We start from the raw sequence: 18754 nt of genomic DNA, 5'->3' as shown, positions 1-18754 counted from the left end.
CATGGTAAATCGATTCGTGTCAGTAAGACAAGTTGGAATGACAGTAGCGTTGTTACTTGTGGCGATGTTAATCGTCATTCCGCTTTTTCTCATTTTATTTTCTAGTGTATATGAAAATAGCAGTTGGAATTTTTTAAAGCCTTTTGAAGTCATGCAGAGTGGCGGATTAGCTGGGATTTTTCTGAATTCGATGCTGCTAGGTGTACTCGTTGTAATAGGAGCTACAATATTTGCATTTCCATTGGCGTTCATTATGAGTAAAACAGATGTAGGAAAGTATAGTAAGTTAGATATTGTTTTTATGATTCCATTTATGACCCCGCCTTATATCGGATCGATGGGATGGATTTTGTTCATGCAACCTAACGGCTATTTTGAACAATTTTTTCCGATGCTAAAGACGATTTCATCATCGTTTTTTAGTTTAGGAGGTATGGTCTTAATTATGAGTCTGCATTTATTCCCATTCCTTTATTTCATGTTGAAAAACACGTTACTTCAGATTGGGAGTAGTAAAGAAGAAGCGGCAGCAGTTCATGGTGGGAGCTTTTTCTATCGTTTACGAAAAATAATATTGCCGTTATTAGTATCAAGCTATGTCATGGGTGCTTTACTCATTTTCGTAAAGACGATTGCTGAATTTGGAACACCAGCTACATTTGGGCGTAGAATAGGATTCCACGTGTTAACATCAGAAATCCATAAATTTATTTCGAGTTGGCCGATTGATTTTAGTAGTGCAACAGCATTATCTTCTTTATTACTTAGTGCATGTATGCTCATTTGGTATATGCAAAATGTATTGAATCGAAAGTATTCATATGCAATGGTTAGTGGAAAAGGTGTGAAATCTAAAAGGTATACTTTGTCTATATTTGCGCGCGTTGTAGCATGGGTTTATGTGATTAGTTTGCTAATCGTATCAATTGGTATCCCATACTTTTCTATACTAATTGCTTCATTGTCGAAATTAAGAGGCGGTGGATTACATGTAAATAACTTTACAATAAGTCATTATGAAGCATTGTTTACAATGGGTTCTCCAGGATTAGAAGCTTTATGGAACAGTTTTCTTTTTTCGCTCGTAACAGCGGTTGTTGCTGTAATGATTGGAGTCTTTTTAGCACTTATGATTCGAAAGGGGAAGAAGTCTTCTGAAAAATGGCTTGATATGTGCGGTATGTTACCGAATATGGTACCAGGAATAGTGATGGTTGTAGGTCTTATTTTATTTTGGAATTCACCATATATGCCTATGTCCATTTACAATACACCTGTTATGGTTATCGTAACGTATGTTGTTCTTTTTTTACCTTATACAGTGCAGTATATAAAATCATCGCTCGGACAAATTGATGACTCTCTTGTGCAGGCAGGAAGTATTTTTTCCGGGAATTATATTTATATTTTTAGGAAAATAATATTGCCTCTTATTATTCCTGGCATTCTCGCTGGATGGGCGATGACATTTACGATTTCAATACGAGAGTTAGTAGCATCGCTTCTCGTATTACCTCCATCAGTAGAAACGTCAGCAACGTTTATTTTTGCTCAATTTGAACAGGGGGAAGTATCTATAGGAATGGCGATGGCAGTTGTTTCTGTTGGACTTACAACACTATGCTTATTACTTCTGCAACATATGGAGCAAAAAAGAAAAGGGGTCGCATGATGAGGGTAGAAGTATGGGGAGGAGCAGGAGAGTACGGTCGTTCCTGCTATTTTGTAAAAAATAAAGAGACAAAAATCGTATTTGATTGTGGTATTAATCGATCGTATGAAGATAGTTATCCAAAAATAGAAAGAGAAGTCGTTCCATTTTTAGAGGCGGTATTTTTATCGCATATTCATGAAGATCATACGATGGGTTTACCTTTATTAGCGAAGTATGGATATAAGAAAAAAATTTGGACAACTCGTTATACAAAGGAACAACTTCCAGCTTATTTTGAAAAATGGAGAAACTACAATCTTTCGCAAGGGTGGAATGTACCTTATAACGATCAAAATATAAAAGATTTAAATTATGTATGTATTGATGAGATTAGTAATCCAAATGAATGGATACAGATTACTCCTACATTGCGGTTTCAATGGGGGTATAGTGGGCATGTATTAGGAGCGGTTTGGTTTTTAGTGGATATGTGTAATACATACGTATTTTATTCTGGTGATTATTCCGCAGAATCTAATATACTACGAGCTAATTTACCTGAAAAGTTGCGAAGCAATATAAAAATTGCAATTGTAGATGCCGCTTACCATACTGATGATGTTTCGCAAAATGAAAGATTAGATGATCTATGTGCAGAAATTGAACGAGTTATGAAAAATAAAGGAATAGCATTACTACCGCTGCCGCAACTTGGTAGGGCGCAAGATATAGTATTGTATTTATATGAACGATATAAAGAATTTCCGCTTATAGTAGATAAAGAAATTTTGGCTGGATTTGAAGAGATGTTCCTATATAAAGATTGGATAAGAAATAATGAAGAACTTCAATGGGTTATGGAGAGTTTAAAAAGAAACATAATCGTTATGGATCATGACATTAGTATACAAAATAGTTACGGAATAGTTGTAATGAGTGATGCGAATATGCAAACGAAACGCGCACAGTTATACTATGAACAACTTCGGCATGAAGAACGGAATTCCATTATTTTTACAGGACATATTGCGAAAGAGAGTTTTGCAGAAAAAGTTATGAAAGAGCATGTAAGGAATACATGTAGGGTGAATCGAGTTCCGTATAAAGTTCATCAAAGTATGGGTGATGTTAAGGCCATGTTAAATATATTATTACCGGAACATACTTTGTTAGTGCACGCTCATAAAGAGGATACGGATCGATTACAACAAAAGCTAAGTACAGCAGGATATGAAAATATATATTCACTTGCAATGGAACGTATAGAAGTCATTTAAAATGTAAAGGGGATAGGTATATGAAAAAAGTATTTGTATTCGTAAGCATTTTCTTTTGTTGTTTCCTTTATAACGTGATGGAAGGGTTTGCTGCTAGTCCAATGAAACCTAGTTTTGAAGTGAAGTTATTATTAAAGCCAGAACAAGTATTAGGTTATAACAAAGAGATGAAGCAAGAGGTACTAGAACATTTCCAAGCTGGTACAAATGATGAAAGAATACAAGTGCAATTTTTAGATACGGCGAATAAAAGTTTAAGTAACGAAGGTTGGTTTGCGAGAATTCGAAAGAAAGAATTTAGTAAAGATTTTGAGCTAACATATAAAAAAAGATATCCTATTCAAAATGGTGTAATTCAAGATGCACTAGAAGTAGCTAAAAAAGAAGGATTTGATAGTAAAACTGATAGTTATGAGGCGGAAATAGATTGGGGATTTGGGAAGAAAACGTTAAGTATTTCAAATAAGAAAAGTTACAGTGCGAAAGGATATGGGGTACTTGATTTACCAAATGAACAAGCTTCTCAAAATATGTTAATAGAAAAGTTACCAGGGAAAATGAACAAATGGTTGTATACGAATTGGGGAGAAGAAATGTTAAGGGATTCTCACATTTACGGTCCTGTATTAATGAAACGATATACAGGTGAATTTGAAAATATAAAAACGAATATTGAAATTTGGCCATTAAGTAATACTGGGAAGATAGAAGATGACTTCGTAATAGAAGTGTCGTTTAAAACAAATGAGGAAAGTATTGCGACAAAACAAAGAGAATTATTAATGGCGAGTATAGAGAAAAAAGGATGGTTGTTACCGAAAGATAGTTTGAAGACAGAGCTTATTTTTCAGTAAATGAGAAAAAAGGAATCCATATTTCGTGGATTCCTTTTTCTAATATATGAGTATTAAGCTAAGTCAGCTGACACGAACATATCACTATTTTGAAGATTTTTAGAGCGTAAACTATAAGCAACTACCTTCTTTTTATGTTGTTTTACAACATCAACATGCTCCTCGTGACTATAAATATAAAATGTAAAATCCTTTTTGCCACGTTTTGCATTGATAATTAAAGGAGTGCCTTCATTGTGAGGCGGTGCATAATAGCGATCTAAAAATAAACCTTCATTAAAATCATGAATGATTTGAGACTTTTTTTCGTCTTCTACGCTCTTCCCATTAATAGTAACAGTCACATTCTCTTCTTCAAGTTGTGGATGTGTTTCGTACTTGCTAATAATGGATTCAATAACAGAGTTAGGAAGGCTAGAAACGATAATTTTAAATGCCCCAAATACAACTAACAGTACAATAAACCAAGTCGTCATAGTATATCATCCCCTTTATTCTATTTAATAATATAACTCATATGGTAATAGTACATATGGTGAAGTTTTGTATAATTTGTGAAAAATATGCCATTTTTACGAACGAAATATTAGAAAAATCAATTTTGTTACAAAAAGTTGAAATCGAAGTATTTTAAAAGAAAAAGGTTTATAATAAAAATATAACTAATAACCACATTACTAATTATAAGGAAGTGTAACTATGAGTACTGTAGCAATCGTGTATGGTATTATTCTTTCTACAATTATTGTTTTATTTTTCGTTGGAGTTTCACGTTATATTCATAAATGGAAAGAAGGCGTTGCGAAATTAAATCACATTGAAGAAGAACTTAGTGATTTAATGTTACATCATGGTAAGTAAAAGAGTTATTATTTAACTAAACAATGTGAAGGATATCACAAAACATGTTTTCCTAATGAAAGCATGTTTTTTTATTATGTGCTGAATAGGCACATATCATCTATTTTTTCCATACGATACATCGTTAAGTACAAAATGTTAGGAGCGGAAAAGAGGGATGATATGAGTACGTCAGGTTATGTTCCAGATAATAAAAATTTAAAGAAAAGCTCAGGAACTCCAAACCTTTTCTTTGATTCAAGAAAAAATGTCTTTTTTAAAAGGGATGAGAAAAACGTTGCATATGAAGTTACTTCAACGCAGTTACCAGCAATGATTGGAGGAGCATTTGTTGATTTATTTATGACGAAGGGACATATGCGAGAACCGCATTGGCATCCGAATGCATGGGAATTAGATGTTGTTGTATCAGGAGAAGCAGTTACATCCATTTTAAATCCTGAAACGAATCAATTGCAAAATTATCATGTAAAAGCGGGGCAAATTGTCTTTATTCCAATGGGATGGTGGCATTGGATCACAGCCATAACAGAAGAAGTACAATTACATTTGTTCTTCAATAACGATCAGTTTGAAACAGCAGAAGGATCAGACATACTTAGATTAACACCACCAGAAGTATTTCAAGCTGCATACGGTGTAAGTGCAGAGAAATTAGAGAAGGACCTTTCGCCAATTAAGGAGTCAGTTGTAATTGGTCCACCTAACTCCAAACGGCTAAAAGATGTTAAAGAAAGTGACGACTCAAATATAGTCGTTACGTTAAATGGACAAATAACTTCATGTGAAATAGAGTAACTCTTTCTTTTTTAGGAAGAGTTATTCTGTTTTGTATAATTTTGTAATTAAATTCGTTATAATAATTATATAGAAGGGAATGTATCTGGCATTAACGGGCAGTAAAACTCCCACCTTAAAATTCGGCTGGAGCGAAGATGTTAGGTGATAGTCGGGCTGCCCGTAAACGCCGATTGGTTCAACTAATAATCAGTGGGGGTATATTGTGAACATATTTAAGATTATAGGAATTGTTGCAGGAGTGATTCTAGTAGCTGTTATAGCTTTCTTTGTCATTATGAAGTACTATTTGTCAAAAGAAGATCCTGATTACGTATTAAAGTACATAAAAGAACATAAAGACGATGAAACATGTTCATTATTTATTAAAAGAAATGGAGAAGTATTAACTTCTATAAATGCCAATAAAAAATTACCATTGGCGAGTACGGCGAAAATCGTAATAGCAGTTGAATTTGCTAAGCAAGTATCAGAAGGGAAAATAAGTCGAGATGAACAAATTTCATTGCAGGAGCTAGAAAAATATTACGTTAAAAACACTGATGGTGGAGCGCATCCTAACTGGTTAGAAGATGCTAAAGCGAGAGAGTTAGTGAAAAATGGACAAATCGCTTTGGAAGAAGTCGCTAAAGGGATGATTCATTATAGTTCGAATGCAAATACAACATATTTGTTAGAAAAGCTTGGAATAGAAAGAGTAAATGAAAGTATAAAAGAGTTAGAGCTTACTAGTCATGACAAGTTCTCTTCGTATACTGCTTCACTATATATGAGAGGGTATGTAGAAAAAGAGCTTCATGAGCCAGAAAATCAATCTTTAGAAACGATACGTAACATGTCAAAGGATGAGTATAATAAACATGTGTTACAAATACATGAATGGATGAAAGATGAAGAAGAATGGAAAAAACGGGATATCCCATTAAAGGTAGATATGGAATTTCAGCGAATTTGGTCAGATCGATTAGTGGGTGCAAACGCTAAAGATTATATGAGTATAATGGGGAAAATAAATAGTAGAAATTATTTTCCAAAATCAATGCAAGATGAAATTGAGAATGTTTTTAACGGAACAGTTAAAAATAGTAAGTTTGAATACGCTGGACAAAAGGGTGGTTCTACCGCATTCGTATTGACAAAAAGTTTGTATACTACGGATAAAAACGGCAATAAGGTGGAAGTTGTAATTATGTTTAACGATATAGATGATCAAGTTGCATATCAAAAACTTAGAAATAACATAGATTATTTTATTCAAGATTTTATAACAAGTAAGGAATTTAGAAATAAATTATAATGAAATAATTTTATTATGTAAACAAAAGAGTGCTTTTTAAAAAGCACTCTTTTCTATAAATGATACAGGATTTTCTAATTATGCAATTGAATATAGATTGAAAATAAGAAAGGAAGTTGAAAAATGACGACAATATATTTCGTTCGCCATGCCCACTCAACATATACAAAAGAAGAATGTGAACGGCCTTTATCTGAAAAGGGACACTGTGATGCAGAAAATGTAACACGCTTATTAAAAGATGGGCATATTGATGTTGTGATCTCTAGCCCGTACAAAAGAGCAATTCAAACTGTACAAGGAATTGCGAATACATATAATGTATCGATACAAATAGAAGAAGATTTACGGGAAAGGTTATTAAGTTCAGAGCCAGTAGAAGATTTTAATGATGCCATTGAGAATGTGTGGGAAGATTGGACTTTTGCATATGAAGGCGGAGAATCAAATGATGTAGCACAAAAGCGTGCTATATTATGCATGCAAAATATATTGGAAAAATATAAAGGGAAGAATATTGTAATAGGTACTCATGGGAATATTATGGTGTTACTTATGAATTATTTTGATTCGAAATATGATTTTCAGTTTTGGAAAACAATTCAAATGCCTGACGTGTACAAATTAACTTTTGATAATAATCGTTTCATTTCTGCTGAAAGAATAGAGGAAGCAGGTCATTGGATAAATATTTTGTAAAAGTTTATCAAAAAAAGAGGAAAGAGAGAAGTTATTGTAGAAGTATGACTTTGTAACATAAAAAATATATGTTAAAGGAGGCTGTTTACATGTTTGAGAAAGAGAAAGAAGGGCTTATTGAAGTTCACAACGTATATGAAATTGCACCAGCAGATGGAACAATTATTGGTATGGCAACGGAAGAAGAAATGGAAATTGCTGCTGAGCTAGAGTTACAGTACTGTGCCCATTCTCGTTTGTTAGAAGCAAATATTCAGTTAGACGGTTCCTCCTATAAAGAGTTACTACAGGAGTTCCAGGAGTATGAAAGAAAATCGATGAACTTTTGGCGAGCACTACATAAACGTTTAGCTGTGCCATGGGCATGGGTACTACGTATTGATGTTGCGAATGGTCCTATATATGTAAGCAATGGGTATTCGTATTATGAAGAAATTGATGATGAAGAAGATTATGAATAGATAAGTAAGGAAGCAGCTTTAGTTGCTTCCTTTTTTTGTGTGTAATGAGTGAATAGCTTCAATGATAATATCTGGTCGATCATTTTCTATTCCGTGACTAGCATGTTCAGCTAGAATATATTGACTGTTTATAGAGAGGTGAAATTGTTCACGAATTAGTTTTTGCCACGTCGATTCAAGTTGTGTTGCTTCCTCTTTTGGCATGCCGCCCTCAATCATTTGAGTAATAGAATAATGAGGATCTCTACCGATAACGATTAATGGTATTTCTAATATTATATCTAGCTCTTTTATTGAACGAGCACAGTTTTTCCACTCGGATAGTTCAGAAACCGTCGCTTTATATAATGAGGGTGATGTAGAGAATTCTATATAATGTTTTGGTTTGTTGACGAGCATAGGTTTTTGTTCATTATAAAGTGTGTCGACATCCATTTTGGAGTACGTATTATATTTTTGAAGCCACATATCATCAGAATCAGTTTGATCAGAAATCGGTAAATGAAGTTCGTCTAATCGGTGTAAGTTCATGGAAGTAGAATCAACTAAAAGAATTGCTTGTAGCCTATCTTCATGTAACATCGCAAAATGTTGTGCACATAATCCTCCATAGGAATGACCGATTAGAATGATTGGCTCATGAATATATAGTTTGTCTAGTAACATATGTAGTTCTTTTGCTACTTGTATCGTAGTACGCGGATACATTCCCAACTCACTTTTTCCGTAACCTGGGCGATGGTATGAAACGACTGTAAAGTGCTCGGAAAGCTTTTTCATAATGGGAAGCCAATCATAAAAGGAGCAAGTCATTCCAGTTTGAATGACTATAGTTTGTTTACTACTTCCTTTTATATATACTTCTATATTTTGTCCCAATATCTCTACAAATTTATGAATAATAATTCCTCCTAAGTTTGAAATAATTTTTGGCAAGCAAAAACGATACACCAAGCACCTATACCGAGTAGGACAGATGTACTAAGTGCAAATGAATTTTTTAAACTAATATAGACGATAAATAGTAGTAGTGCTGATGCAGGAAATCCATATAATACACCTAAAGCAAATTGACTCAATTCTTGTTTGTTACCACCTTCGAAAGAAATCCAAAATAGACTAAGTAAACTGACAAGAGGAAGGGCAGCGATAAAGCCGCCTATCGTACTATAATGTTTAGCGACTTCAGTAATGATACCGATAATAAGTGCCGAAACGATAACTTTAACGAGGAAATGCATATTTTGCCTCCTTCGCTAATAAAGAAAAGGCTTTTTCAATTAATTGTTGTTCTTCTTTTGATAACTGTGATTCTAATATTTTTATCTTTTCTTTATCTAGTAAAGTATGCTTTTCTAATACTTCCATTCCTTCGGTTGTTAATGTAAGATTTACGACCCTTTCATCTTGTTTATTTCTCTCTTTAAGGAGGAAATCCTTTTGAATAAGGCGCTTTACGTGTTCAGATGCTGTGTTATGAGAGAGACTAAGCTCAGAAGCAACTTTTCCAATTGTTATATTTTTCTCACGGGAAACGATTTGTAAAATACGAATTGCTTGGTGGGAAAGGTTGTCCTCATATTCACATCGTAAGTGATAATAAATGCTCTCCCAATGTTGATTGATGTCTTTCATAATAATAAATCCCCCTATTTTTATATCGTATAATAAGATATATTCGTTAATACAGAAATAAAATCCTTTTATTTGGATAAAAAATATTGAAAAAGTTTATTTTTATTGAAATATAAGGTAATCTATGTGTAAAGGTATACATTTAGCAAGAGAGAGGATGATAGCTGTGAATACATTTAAATGGATTAGTCATGAACAGATGTATGTAGATGAAATACATGTTGAAAAATGTGGTCCTCTTTCAGTCGGCGTATACGGTGGAAATCAAGAAAGTGATGCATATGAAAGAGGAGATGCGGTGCTTGCTTGGTGGGATCCTGAATTACAATTTGAATTTGTTATGATTTTTGATACACATCATAAAACGAAAAATATCAATTATATAATAGAAGCAATTTCAGAAAGAAAAGAGAAACTAAAAGAATTATTTTCATACCCAATACATTTAGCTTTTCATCATACACATATGTACTTATTAGCCTTATTCACAGATGAGTTATTTATTGAAAAATGTGATCAAAATGATGAAGAACTTGCATGTTTAATTTGTTTGCGAAAAGGCGAGTTCTTATATTGGCTATCAGTTGGTGATTGTTTCGCATACTTATTCCATTCTGAGCAAACGAAGAATGGAAAAGGACGATTAAATAAACGGAAGAATTACGAATATATTGGCAGGAAAAATATTTTCGCAGCAAATACACCTTGTTTTACTTCAGGTGTGAGGGGATTAGAAAAAGGTACGAATCACATTGTAATGGCAACGGACGGTATTTTAGAGTGTGATAAACGAAGGTTTGATGATGATCAATCTTTAGTAGAAATATTACACGACGGAAATAGCTTACAGATTGAGCCGGTATTAACAAATGTACTGCAGTGGAAAGGTAGAGATTGTGCCACCATTATCGGATGGTCTATCGATACTGAAAATAGACAATGCGCTAATTCATAATAAAAAGGAGTTCAAGGTTTGTTGTCCTTGAACTCCTTTTTGTTAAGCAATATGAATATGATACGTTTTCAACCATTCATTTACTTGTAGCATATACTCCATAGCACTCCTCGCTTCAAAAGTGTTAATCTCTTTATTACTTTGATCAGCAATTGAAAGTAGAATGGAATGGTTAATGAGTGAGAAAATAGGATTGTTTTTATTACTACACATATCAAGTGTTAAATTACGAATCGTTTGTAAGTAGTGTGGGTCTTGTGAAGTTGGATAAGCGCTTTTTCTTCTATTTCGTATATCGTCAGGTAAAGCTGGTTTTAGTGCTCTACGTAAAATGCCTTTTTCAATATTATCAATACTTTTTATGTTGAAAGGAACGTTCCATAAATATTCAACTAATCTGTAATCGCAAAACGGTACACGAACTTCAAATCCTACAGCCATGCTCATACGGTCTTTACGATCAAGTAAGAACGGGAGAAATCTCGTTAAAAATAAATAAAACATTTGGCGTTGTTTCGCGGATTTTTTACTTTCCCCTTCAAGAGTAGGTACTTCAAGAACAGCTTCATGGAATCGTGTATGAATATAATGCTCAGGATTACATTGCTTTGATACGTCGTTTAATATTAGAGAAGATGTGTTTTTCCAGTTTGTTAACCACGGAAACTTATCTACATATAATAGTTCTTCTTGATGAAACCAAGGATACCCACCGAATACTTCATCGGCAGATTCCCCGGATAAAGCTACAGTTGCATCTTTTTTCATTTCGCAAAATAGTAAATATAGTGAAGTTTCCATTTCGCCTGCACTTGGTAAGTCTTTCGCATGAAGGGGAACGAATAAGTGATTTGCTAATTCTTCAGCATTCACAATAATGTCATGATGCGACGTCCCTACATGTTCAGAAACACGTTTTACCCAAGGAGCATCTAGACCAGTTCGAGCAAATGTCAGTTCGAAATCTTTCGCGCTATTTAAAAAGTCGATTGAATATGTGTGAAGTGTTTTGTGTTCCTCTGCAAATTCTTTCCCCGCAAGTGCAGTAATACCACTAGAATCTAATCCGCCTGATAACATACAAACGAGTGGAACATCGGCAATTAATTGTCTTTTTACTGTATCTTGTAAAATAGATAAAATATGAGAAGATGTATCTTCTATAGAGTCTGTATGGATCTTACTTTCTAAGTTCCAATACTTCGTAACTACTTTTTTATCACGTGTAAATGTTATAGAATGTCCAGCACGTACTTCTTGAATATGCTTAAACACACCACATCCTGGAGTTCGAAATAACCCTAATCCAAATATTTCATTTATTCCATCCGCATCAATTTCAGCAGGGACAGATGGATGCGCTAATAATGCTTTAATTTCAGAACCGAAAATAATACTGTCATTTCTTTCTGTATAAAAAAGTGGTTTTACACCTAAATGATCGCGCGCTAAAAATAATTGTTGTTTCTGATCATCCCATAAGGAGAAAGCGAAAATTCCATTTAAATGTTGTACGCAGTCTTCTTTCCATTCTAAATAAGCATGTAGTAACACTTCTGTATCTGAATGAGTTTCAAATGCATGTCCACATTTTTGAAGTTGTTCTCTCAGCTCACGGAAATTATAAATTTCTCCATTATAAGTAAGAGCATACGTATAATCACCAGCACGGAATGTTTTTGGTTGTGTCCCGCCTTCTGGATCAATTACAATTAATCGCCGGTGTGCAAAAGCCGCTCTAGGTGAAAACCAAAATCCTTCAGCATCCGGACCACGATGCTCAATGCTATTCGCCATCTTTTCTAAAACAACATGTTCATTGGAAAGGTCCTTCTTCCAATCTACCCAGCCTGTAATTCCACACATACACATCTCATCTCCTAATTTAAAATAATTAAAAGTAGATTAACAAAATAAAATGTACACTAAGTTAAAAAATGACTACATAAATAGTGTACTACATGAATTAAACTGTAGACTTGAGAAAATTTTCTTCAAATGCAAAGTTATATGAGACAATGGCTGAGGAAAAGTATTCCATTACATAAAAAAATAATAAAAAAGATGAGAGAAAACATTTTTCAGGACGTTATATAGGGTGTAAAAGCTTTTACAAAAAAATAAGGGGAATCGCTACATGAAATCAAATGAGAAAAATTTTATAAAAAGATTACAGCGGCAAAAAGAAGATGCCTTAGAATTTGTTGTTGATACATACTTACCACTTATAAAGGGGATCACGCATAAAGTTCTTCTTCCAGTTCAAAATGATGGATTGATGGAGGAATGCATAAATGATATATTTCTTTCCATTTGGAATAACGCAAATAAATTTCATGGAGAGCCGAGTGACTTTAAAAAATGGATTGCGGCGATTGCAAAGTTTAAAGCAATTGATTATTACCGAAAAGCGAATAAAAAAGTAGAAATCATTTCAGATGAGTTTCATATTAGTACCAAAAAATCGGCAGAAGACGAATTAATCGTTATGGAAGATAGGGAAGAATTATTGAATCTTATTAATCAATTGGAACCGTTAGATCAAAAAGTATTCATTATGAAATATCTTCTCGGTATGAAGACAGAAGAAATAGGAGACAAGTTAGGGTTAACTCGGGCAGCGATCGATAATCGCGTGTACCGTGGGAAAAAGAAACTACAACAAAATGCTACGAATATTAGTTTTGGAGGTAGTGCAATATGAAAGATATTTATGAACTATTAAATGATATTGATATAGATGAAAAAGAACTTGAGGAAATTGGGACTTCTGAAATTGAAAAAGAAAAAGTGAAGCGTAACTTAAAACAGTCGATACGTACGAAGAAAAAGATGAAAAGTTGGAAAAAAGGTGTTGCTGCAGCATCTATTTTAGTCGGCGTATCGGTTGCCATGCTTGGCATCGGATTTCCTACATACGCTGGAGGACTACCAATAGTAGGGGACATATTCCGATTTTTAGATAATGGTAGAACAGGGTTATATGAAAATTATAAAGCTGACGTAGAGAAGACGGCGGAGCTTCATAATAATTATAAACAATACGCTATAGTACTAAATATGATAAAAGAAAGCAATGGAATTAAGATAACGGTAAATGATGCGATTTTCGATGGGAAGACAGTATCAATAAACTATTCTATAGAAAGTAACAGAGATTTAGGCGAAAATCCAAGTACATTGGATTTTTTAACTATTAAAGGAGCAGGTGCCCAATCAGGAAGCAATGAAATTACTAAAGTCGCTGATAGAAAATATACAGGTTTAATAAAAACAAGCAGCGATCTAGTTAGTAGTAAAGAAACTACAGTGAACATTGAATGGAGTATAAAAAGTATAGACATTTTAGAAACAGAAGAAACGATAAAAGGGGATTGGAATTTTAATATTAATCTAAGAGGAATAGAAAATAAGGAGCAATTGATTAGAGGTAGTACAGAAAAAGATGGTGTAAAAGTAAATATGGAGAGAATGGAAATAACACCAATGTCGTTTATTTTATACTACAACCAAGAAGTATCTCAAGAAATAAGGGGTGTATGGGATGGAGTGGATATCGATTTAGAAGTGAGGGATGATTTAGGTAATCAGTATTCTGGGGAAGGAAATGGAGGCTCAGGTGAGGATTCTTATAATTTTAATTGGAGTAAAACATTCCAACAACTCAATGAGAATGCAACCAAGCTAATAATAACGCCTCACGTTAATTTAAGAATTCACACTCCTGAAAATTATGGTTCGGTAACAATAGTTGGAGGACAAGTAAAGGAGAGTTTCGTGTCTCGAAAACTGGGAGGCAATAAGGGTATTGTGTTAGATGATATTGTAATTGATTTAAAGAAATAAAAGAGAGACTGCCTAAAAACATTAGGCAGTCTCTTTTTCGTTAAAAACTAGTTACGAGTAAAGCATGCGGATGCTGCGTTTTATACTCATCTTTCCACGGAATGTTTAGTTGTTCCCACGATTCGCCGCTATCATTGGATTGAAAGACGCCATTGTTATTTAAAGTGTAAAACGTATGTGGTTCTGCTGGATTTGTCGCAAACATCGAAATGACTGTACCGATTGCAGACGGCAGTCCTTGCTGTACTTGCTCAAAAGGAGTATCTTTCGTTTTTCGATATATATAAGATTCATAAGGAATACGGTGATGAGCGAGATCGGCACTTGGCGCAGCAGAAACGAGAACAGTATCGCAATCAGCTGGATCGATAGCCATGCTGTATAAATAATGATGCTCAAGTCCTTCACTACATGAGATCCAGCTGTTTCCACTGTTATAACTTTCAAGATAGGCACGATCAGGTCCGCCCATAAATCCGTCACCACATGATGCATAAAGGCGATTGGGGGCTTCGGGGTGCATGAGTAATTGATGGGCGTCGATAGGAGCACCGAATTTTTTATCAATCCATGTATGCCCTTTATCGTTACTTTGAATAACAGCACCAGCTTCGATTGAAACGTGAATTGTATTTGGATTGTTTGGATCAACTGTGATCCAGCGTACGTGATGGGTAAAAGGTCTAGGCGGGAAAGCCCACGTATAAGAAGATAATAATGATTTCATATTTTTAAGTTCCGTCCACGTTTCACCACCGTTTTCTGAACGGAATAAAGCGCTCGGTTCAGTCCCTACATAAACGACTCCATATCTGTTAACTTGTTCATTAGGGCTTATCGTTATAGAAGTGATAGAGGAGTGTAAAATACCATCTTCTTTAGGGAAATCAAAGTAGCGATAGGAATCCCCAATTGGTCTCCACGAATCTCCGCCATTGTCGCTTAACCATAAACCTCGTCCAAATGTTCCGCAATATATACGATTTTGTTGGAACGGATCAACGGCAATACAGGTAGGTTGCATATTTTGCAAGTGACAAGTCGTTTCGTAGTTACCATCTTGTTCTTTCACTACAACAAGTTCACGCTCCATACAGAGAAATAAACGTTTCATTTTCGTAACCTCCTTAAAATTTCTTTCAATAGTAAACAATATGAAAATAAAAAAGAAGTAGTCTTGTTTTTATTTGAGAAAAAGGGATTGTTTAAAAAGTAGCGAAGTGTGTATACAGAGGAAGCGGGGTTTACGGGCGGTCAATCCGGGATAAAGATGGGGAGTTTGTTTCATACTAACATACAGATATGGCACTTAAAGGAGTATAAGTATGGGACATTCACATGATCACGGGTATTCTAAAAATAAAAAGGCGTTACTACTTGCATTCTTACTAACAACAAGCTTTATGGTTGCTGAAGTTATTGGCGGATTTGTAACAAATAGTTTAGCACTATTATCTGACGCGGGGCATATGTTAAGTGATGCAGTATCCTTGGCTTTAAGTTTACTTGCGTTTAAGCTTGGAGAAAAAGCAGCGACGACTGCAAAAACATACGGGTATAAGCGCGTCGAAATGTTAGCGGCATTATGTAACGGTGTCGTTCTTATCGTCATTTCTATATACATTTTTATTGAAGCAATTCGTCGTTTTAAAGAACCAGTTGAGATTGCTAGTAATGGGATGCTCATTATTGCTGTACTTGGTTTGCTTATTAATATTTTATCAGCTTGGATATTAATGAGAGGCGGAGATGTGAAAGGTAATTTGAACTTAAGAAGTGCTTTCTTACACGTACTAGGTGATCTATTAGGGTCAGTTGGAGCGATTATTGCTGCGTTACTTATTAAATTTTTCGGATGGAATGTTGCAGACGCAATTGCTAGTATTCTTGTGTCTATTTTAGTCATTATTAGTGGGTGGCGTGTAACACGTGATACAGTCCATATATTAATGGAAGGTGCACCGCAGCACATAGATATGGATGAGGTGAAAAATACATTATTAACGATTGCGATTGTAAAAGAAGTTCATGATTTGCACATATGGTCTGTCACATCGGATTTTCAAGTATTAACTTGCCACCTGATTATAAAAGGTAATGAAACGCAAAGTGTATTAAAAGAAGCTACGGATGTATTAAAGGAGAAGTTTCATGTAGAACATGTCACCATCCAAGTAGAAAAGGAAGGTGAGTTTTATCATAGCGAGACAACTTGCAAAGTATGAAAGAAAAAGGATCAGAAAAAGTGTCATAACATTTTTCGCAGGGCATACATATATATAATGTGGCCACAAATACTTTGTAAGGTAAATATTTCATAAGATTACTTTACTTATTAAGAATCATCTTTTATAATCAAAAGTGGTAATTGATAAGGATTATCATTTTCAATGATCGTAGAAAGGAGTTTTTTAAAAGATGAGTAGTCAACTCCGTTTTGCTGTTGAAAATCGTAAGAGGCATTTAATTGATGAGTTAATTGGAGCAGGGGTGTTTAAGATTCGCGACAGACAATTATACGAGCTATCTTTAGAGGAATTGGAAAAAGAGTACGAAGATATTGAAGATTACGCGAATATTCAGGCATAGTATATAGATTAGTAAAGAGGGAGCTGGTTACACTTTTGTGTAACCAGCTTTTCTTATTCTTTCATAGAAATCATTTTTTGTATTTCTTTCATGGGACGGAGCCAGTTTTGAGCCATCATTTGTTCCATTTGTTTTTCGTCCTGCTTTTGAAGTGCTTGAATGATAGAGTGATGTTCTTTAATAGATTGACTTGCAGGCACAAAGTTTTGGAAAAACAAATATTCAAGTCGTAAAACGTGAAGCTGCATATTTTCTAGAAAAGGTTCAATATATCGGTTTTTAGCAATAGAAGTAATTGTATTGTGAAATTGTATATCTAGTTTTAAAGCTTTTTTTGAATCTTTTTCATGTATAGATTGTTGAAAAGTATCATTTATCTCGGAAAGTAGTTTAATATCAGCATCTGTAACTTTTTGAAGTGCTTGTTTTCCTATAATTGAGTGAAGACCGGCCAGCGTCTCATAAATGATAGATACGTCTTCTAATTTAATAGGAGCAATTTTCGTTTTTTGACCGGGAATCATTTCTACTAGCCCAGAAAGCTCTAAAATTTGTAAAGCTTCTCTAACTGGTGTTCTGCTTACACCTAGTGCTTCCGCCAATTCCCCATCATTAATTTTTTCATCTGGTTGTAATACACCTTCTATAATCCAATCTTGTAGTTGGGTTAAAACGAGTGACTTTGCGGAAACTCTTCCAGGTTTTTTATAATTTTGAGGGATAGGCATAAATAATTCAATCCTTTCATTGTATGTTTTGTTTTTTTCTACTCATAAGTTTTAGCTTCGGTTTTCCTTCATCCGGCTTTTGGCTTAATATAAGCACCATTACAATGACACAAAAAGCACCTAATAACTGAAAAGATTGAAACGGTACGTGCAAAATAAGTACGGAAGAAATAATAGCTGCGAGCGGCTCTGTACAACCAAATAACGTTGTTTCTTTCGGCGTAAGGTATCTTATACTATCTAAGTACAAATAAAATGCTATGAGTGTCCCGAAAATGACTACAAATGTAATGAGCGGGAGGGTACTTAGTTTTACATACTTTATAGTGGATAATAAAATGAATTCGTTTGTGGAAACAAAGTGTAAAATCGTTACACCAATACCCCCAATAATCATACCCCAGCCAACGGTAACAGATGAAGACCACTTTTCTAACAATTTTTTTGAATACAAACTATAAAATGCAAGAGATAGTCCAGATAAAATGCCCCAAATGATAGCTGGTGTAGATACAGCTAAGTTATGCATAGACCCGTTTGTTAATAAGAGAAAAGTCCCTACTAATGAGAGTGTAATTGAAATATAATCAATTTTTGATGGACGAACGTTCCATTTGAAAAGTAAGTATACAGTGATAAATATAGGGGCTAAATATTGTAACAAAGTTGCAACAGCAGCGTTTCCTTCTTTAATAGAGGCGAAGTACGTATACTGTACAGCAAGCATGCCGAAAAGACCGAACAAAATCATTTTACTAGCGTCGGATTTTTGCTTCCAGATGGCAAAAATCTCTTTTTTTCTCGTTCCGAATGATGAAATAATGAGTAGAATAACCCCAGATATAAGCAAACGGATCGTAACTAACCATTCGGTTGAAACATTTTCATATTGAAAAAGTTGTTGCGCAGCTGTTCCGGACAAGCCCCATAAACAAGCACCGATTATGACCATTATAATTCCTTTTAATCGATTTGGATCCATAAGACATATAATCCTCCTTCCAAAAATATATATTGGATACAATATGCAATATATCACAAAAAAGAGCATCAATAAACTGAAACTTCTAATTAAATGAAAAGTTATTAATAATGGAGAC

The 18754-nt window shown here is 34.3% G+C and carries 22 protein-coding genes; 14 read left to right on the top strand and 8 right to left on the bottom strand.

All coding sequences use genetic code 11. The features are described 5' to 3' along the window. Nucleotide 1: 1 nt before the first annotated feature. From JDS95_RS06415 to JDS95_RS06405, 3 genes are read left to right on the top strand one after another with little or no spacing between them, the layout of a single operon-like run. Nucleotides 2-1672, top strand: coding sequence for an ABC transporter permease (locus JDS95_RS06415; RefSeq protein WP_144467525.1), 1671 nt, complete (start codon nucleotides 2-4; stop codon nucleotides 1670-1672). After that, nucleotides 1669-2931 carry an MBL fold metallo-hydrolase gene (locus JDS95_RS06410; protein WP_033658363.1) on the top strand — a complete coding sequence of 421 codons (1263 nt, stop codon included), beginning with the start codon at nucleotides 1669-1671 and terminating at the stop codon, nucleotides 2929-2931. The genes JDS95_RS06415 and JDS95_RS06410 overlap by 4 nt, the downstream gene beginning before the upstream one ends. Nucleotides 2932-2951: 20 nt before the next feature. After that, nucleotides 2952-3785, top strand: a complete 834-nt coding sequence (locus JDS95_RS06405; protein WP_000755332.1) for a hypothetical protein — start codon at nucleotides 2952-2954, stop codon at nucleotides 3783-3785. A 53-nt stretch (nucleotides 3786-3838) separates the two neighbouring features. On the opposite strand, the gene JDS95_RS06400 is transcribed toward JDS95_RS06405, so the two are convergent. After that, the gene (locus JDS95_RS06400; protein ID WP_000214566.1) at nucleotides 3839-4261 is read right to left on the bottom strand and encodes a YfmQ family protein; all 423 of its coding nucleotides are present in this window, start codon (nucleotides 4259-4261) and stop codon (nucleotides 3839-3841) included. A gap of 41 nt (nucleotides 4262-4302) precedes the next feature. Between JDS95_RS06400 and JDS95_RS06395 the strand changes: the two genes are divergently transcribed. The 6 genes from JDS95_RS06395 to JDS95_RS06370 all read left to right on the top strand — a co-directional run bounded on the left by JDS95_RS06395 (nucleotide 4303) and on the right by JDS95_RS06370 (nucleotide 7901). Then, complete coding sequence (locus tag JDS95_RS06395) at nucleotides 4303-4419, top strand: hypothetical protein (protein WP_002011946.1); 117 nt, start codon at nucleotides 4303-4305, stop codon at nucleotides 4417-4419. A 65-nt stretch (nucleotides 4420-4484) separates the two neighbouring features. After that, nucleotides 4485-4646: a hypothetical protein gene (locus JDS95_RS06390; RefSeq protein WP_000108701.1), complete on the top strand. Its 162-nt coding sequence runs from the start codon at nucleotides 4485-4487 to the stop codon at nucleotides 4644-4646. Nucleotides 4647-4808: 162 nt separating this feature from the next. Then, nucleotides 4809-5444 (top strand): cupin domain-containing protein, encoded by a 636-nt coding sequence (locus JDS95_RS06385; protein WP_144467524.1) that lies wholly within the window; start codon nucleotides 4809-4811, stop codon nucleotides 5442-5444. Between the two features lie 205 nt (nucleotides 5445-5649). After that, nucleotides 5650-6741, top strand: a complete 1092-nt coding sequence (locus JDS95_RS06380; RefSeq protein ID WP_001019993.1) for a serine hydrolase — start codon at nucleotides 5650-5652, stop codon at nucleotides 6739-6741. Between the two features lie 123 nt (nucleotides 6742-6864). Beyond that, a complete protein-coding gene (locus tag JDS95_RS06375) occupies nucleotides 6865-7440 on the top strand; it encodes a histidine phosphatase family protein (protein WP_144467523.1) in 576 nt (191 codons plus the stop codon). A gap of 89 nt (nucleotides 7441-7529) precedes the next feature. Next, on the top strand, nucleotides 7530-7901 hold the full coding sequence (locus JDS95_RS06370; RefSeq protein WP_000461765.1) for a hypothetical protein: 372 nt from the start codon (nucleotides 7530-7532) through the stop codon (nucleotides 7899-7901). A gap of 18 nt (nucleotides 7902-7919) precedes the next feature. Here JDS95_RS06370 and JDS95_RS06365 read toward each other — a convergent pair whose 3' ends face one another. The 3 genes from JDS95_RS06365 to JDS95_RS06355 are packed head-to-tail and all read right to left on the bottom strand — an operon-like array spanning nucleotide 7920 to nucleotide 9536. Further along, complete coding sequence (locus tag JDS95_RS06365) at nucleotides 7920-8852, bottom strand: alpha/beta fold hydrolase (protein WP_002093795.1); 933 nt, start codon at nucleotides 8850-8852, stop codon at nucleotides 7920-7922. Further along, complete coding sequence (locus JDS95_RS06360) at nucleotides 8813-9142, bottom strand: DUF3147 family protein (RefSeq protein WP_000545617.1); 330 nt, start codon at nucleotides 9140-9142, stop codon at nucleotides 8813-8815. Before JDS95_RS06360 ends, JDS95_RS06365 begins: the two co-directional genes overlap by 40 nt. Next, a complete protein-coding gene (locus JDS95_RS06355; RefSeq protein ID WP_000651923.1) occupies nucleotides 9126-9536 on the bottom strand; it encodes a MarR family winged helix-turn-helix transcriptional regulator in 411 nt (136 codons plus the stop codon). The genes JDS95_RS06360 and JDS95_RS06355 overlap by 17 nt, the downstream gene beginning before the upstream one ends. 124 nt (nucleotides 9537-9660) lie before the next feature. On the opposite strand from JDS95_RS06355, the gene JDS95_RS06350 reads away from it, so the two are divergent. Further along, nucleotides 9661-10491, top strand: coding sequence for a PP2C family serine/threonine-protein phosphatase (locus tag JDS95_RS06350; protein ID WP_002043012.1), 831 nt, complete (start codon nucleotides 9661-9663; stop codon nucleotides 10489-10491). A gap of 42 nt (nucleotides 10492-10533) precedes the next feature. Here the strand turns inward: JDS95_RS06350 and asnB are convergent, their stop codons facing one another. After that, complete coding sequence (asnB, locus tag JDS95_RS06345; protein ID WP_000333950.1) at nucleotides 10534-12357, bottom strand: asparagine synthase (glutamine-hydrolyzing); 1824 nt, start codon at nucleotides 12355-12357, stop codon at nucleotides 10534-10536. A 271-nt stretch (nucleotides 12358-12628) separates the two neighbouring features. On the opposite strand from asnB, the gene JDS95_RS06340 reads away from it, so the two are divergent. After that, nucleotides 12629-13195, top strand: coding sequence for a sigma-70 family RNA polymerase sigma factor (locus JDS95_RS06340; RefSeq protein ID WP_000840025.1), 567 nt, complete (start codon nucleotides 12629-12631; stop codon nucleotides 13193-13195). Continuing rightward, entirely contained in the window at nucleotides 13192-14337 is a 1146-nt protein-coding gene (locus JDS95_RS06335; RefSeq protein ID WP_085449956.1) for a DUF4179 domain-containing protein, read from the top strand. The genes JDS95_RS06340 and JDS95_RS06335 overlap by 4 nt, the downstream gene beginning before the upstream one ends. A 40-nt stretch (nucleotides 14338-14377) precedes the next feature. On the opposite strand, the gene JDS95_RS06330 is transcribed toward JDS95_RS06335, so the two are convergent. After that, nucleotides 14378-15451 (bottom strand): WD40/YVTN/BNR-like repeat-containing protein, encoded by a 1074-nt coding sequence (locus JDS95_RS06330; protein WP_144467522.1) that lies wholly within the window; start codon nucleotides 15449-15451, stop codon nucleotides 14378-14380. A 211-nt stretch (nucleotides 15452-15662) separates the two neighbouring features. Here JDS95_RS06330 and JDS95_RS06325 point away from each other — a divergent pair, with 211 nt between their 5' ends. Beyond that, nucleotides 15663-16562, top strand: a complete 900-nt coding sequence (locus JDS95_RS06325) for a cation diffusion facilitator family transporter (RefSeq protein WP_199690336.1) — start codon at nucleotides 15663-15665, stop codon at nucleotides 16560-16562. Between the two features lie 193 nt (nucleotides 16563-16755). Next, nucleotides 16756-16926, top strand: a complete 171-nt coding sequence (fbpA, locus tag JDS95_RS06320) for a Fur-regulated basic protein FbpA (protein WP_000098300.1) — start codon at nucleotides 16756-16758, stop codon at nucleotides 16924-16926. Nucleotides 16927-16979: 53 nt separating this feature from the next. Here the strand turns inward: fbpA and JDS95_RS06315 are convergent, their stop codons facing one another. Both JDS95_RS06315 and JDS95_RS06310 read right to left on the bottom strand, forming a co-directional pair. Beyond that, nucleotides 16980-17654: a GntR family transcriptional regulator gene (locus JDS95_RS06315; protein WP_085449955.1), complete on the bottom strand. Its 675-nt coding sequence runs from the start codon at nucleotides 17652-17654 to the stop codon at nucleotides 16980-16982. 16 nt (nucleotides 17655-17670) lie between these two features. Continuing rightward, nucleotides 17671-18636 carry a DMT family transporter gene (locus JDS95_RS06310; protein WP_199690334.1) on the bottom strand — a complete coding sequence of 322 codons (966 nt, stop codon included), beginning with the start codon at nucleotides 18634-18636 and terminating at the stop codon, nucleotides 17671-17673. Nucleotides 18637-18754: the final 118 nt, after the last annotated feature.

This window comes from Bacillus cereus group sp. N24 (genome assembly GCF_016483345.1).
Lineage (GTDB): Bacteria > Bacillota > Bacilli > Bacillales > Bacillaceae_G > Bacillus_A > Bacillus_A toyonensis.
The sequence above is the reverse complement of the archived record's forward strand: the minus strand, read 5'-3'. Positions and strand labels throughout refer to the sequence as shown.

What these genes read in the sequence shown, in the direction of transcription:
- fbpA (WP_000098300.1), top strand. Translation starts at nt 16,756, where the DNA reads ATGAGTAGTCAACTCCGTTTTGCTGTTGAAAATCGTAAGAGGCATTTA.
- asnB (WP_000333950.1), bottom strand. Translation starts at nt 12,357, where the DNA reads ATGTGTGGAATTACAGGCTGGGTAGATTGGAAGAAGGACCTTTCCAAT.
- JDS95_RS06400 (WP_000214566.1), bottom strand. Translation starts at nt 4,261, where the DNA reads ATGACGACTTGGTTTATTGTACTGTTAGTTGTATTTGGGGCATTTAAA.
- JDS95_RS06375 (WP_144467523.1), top strand. Translation starts at nt 6,865, where the DNA reads ATGACGACAATATATTTCGTTCGCCATGCCCACTCAACATATACAAAA.
- JDS95_RS06410 (WP_033658363.1), top strand. Translation starts at nt 1,669, where the DNA reads ATGATGAGGGTAGAAGTATGGGGAGGAGCAGGAGAGTACGGTCGTTCC.
- JDS95_RS06405 (WP_000755332.1), top strand. Translation starts at nt 2,952, where the DNA reads ATGAAAAAAGTATTTGTATTCGTAAGCATTTTCTTTTGTTGTTTCCTT.
- JDS95_RS06310 (WP_199690334.1), bottom strand. Translation starts at nt 18,636, where the DNA reads ATGGATCCAAATCGATTAAAAGGAATTATAATGGTCATAATCGGTGCT.
- JDS95_RS06330 (WP_144467522.1), bottom strand. Translation starts at nt 15,451, where the DNA reads ATGAAACGTTTATTTCTCTGTATGGAGCGTGAACTTGTTGTAGTGAAA.
- JDS95_RS06325 (WP_199690336.1), top strand. Translation starts at nt 15,663, where the DNA reads ATGGGACATTCACATGATCACGGGTATTCTAAAAATAAAAAGGCGTTA.
- JDS95_RS06370 (WP_000461765.1), top strand. Translation starts at nt 7,530, where the DNA reads ATGTTTGAGAAAGAGAAAGAAGGGCTTATTGAAGTTCACAACGTATAT.
- JDS95_RS06390 (WP_000108701.1), top strand. Translation starts at nt 4,485, where the DNA reads ATGAGTACTGTAGCAATCGTGTATGGTATTATTCTTTCTACAATTATT.
- JDS95_RS06315 (WP_085449955.1), bottom strand. Translation starts at nt 17,654, where the DNA reads ATGCCTATCCCTCAAAATTATAAAAAACCTGGAAGAGTTTCCGCAAAG.
- JDS95_RS06355 (WP_000651923.1), bottom strand. Translation starts at nt 9,536, where the DNA reads ATGAAAGACATCAATCAACATTGGGAGAGCATTTATTATCACTTACGA.
- JDS95_RS06415 (WP_144467525.1), top strand. Translation starts at nt 2, where the DNA reads ATGGTAAATCGATTCGTGTCAGTAAGACAAGTTGGAATGACAGTAGCG.
- JDS95_RS06340 (WP_000840025.1), top strand. Translation starts at nt 12,629, where the DNA reads ATGAAATCAAATGAGAAAAATTTTATAAAAAGATTACAGCGGCAAAAA.
- JDS95_RS06385 (WP_144467524.1), top strand. Translation starts at nt 4,809, where the DNA reads ATGAGTACGTCAGGTTATGTTCCAGATAATAAAAATTTAAAGAAAAGC.
- JDS95_RS06350 (WP_002043012.1), top strand. Translation starts at nt 9,661, where the DNA reads ATGTGTAAAGGTATACATTTAGCAAGAGAGAGGATGATAGCTGTGAAT.
- JDS95_RS06395 (WP_002011946.1), top strand. Translation starts at nt 4,303, where the DNA reads ATGGTAATAGTACATATGGTGAAGTTTTGTATAATTTGTGAAAAATAT.
- JDS95_RS06335 (WP_085449956.1), top strand. Translation starts at nt 13,192, where the DNA reads ATGAAAGATATTTATGAACTATTAAATGATATTGATATAGATGAAAAA.
- JDS95_RS06360 (WP_000545617.1), bottom strand. Translation starts at nt 9,142, where the DNA reads ATGCATTTCCTCGTTAAAGTTATCGTTTCGGCACTTATTATCGGTATC.